1 protein-coding gene is annotated in these 328 nt (G+C 37.8%); it reads right to left on the reverse strand.

The annotated features are described in order from the left end of the window. The coding region (locus tag ACYVTD_RS18655) for a polysaccharide deacetylase family protein (protein ID WP_461249076.1) at positions 1–289 on the reverse strand (289 nt) is incomplete at its 3' end. Between the last annotated feature and the right edge of the window lie 39 nt (positions 290–328).

Below are 328 nucleotides of genomic sequence, written 5' to 3' on the forward strand. Positions count from 1 at the left end.
AATAAATATATTCTGATCTGGGACCTATCCTATAACCATATCCGTTGCCAACTCCAAAAAATAAATTAAAATTTCTGTCGCGCAGTATTTTATGTTTCTTCTCTTGCTTTTCCAGCGTCGCCCCAAAGGGATATATGTAAAGATCTGTCTCACCTAAAATAGGCTTTACTTCTTTATCCCATAAATTAAGGTCATTTACAAACGCAGCCATAGATACCTTTGGCATATTCAAATGTCTATAGCTATGCGACGCAAAACGCCATCCAAGTTCTTTTAATTTATTTGCCACCTTAACCGCGTGTTCTGTGCGGTAATTTACCGCCGCTTT

It is taken from the genome of Treponema sp. R6D11 (assembly GCF_054786075.1).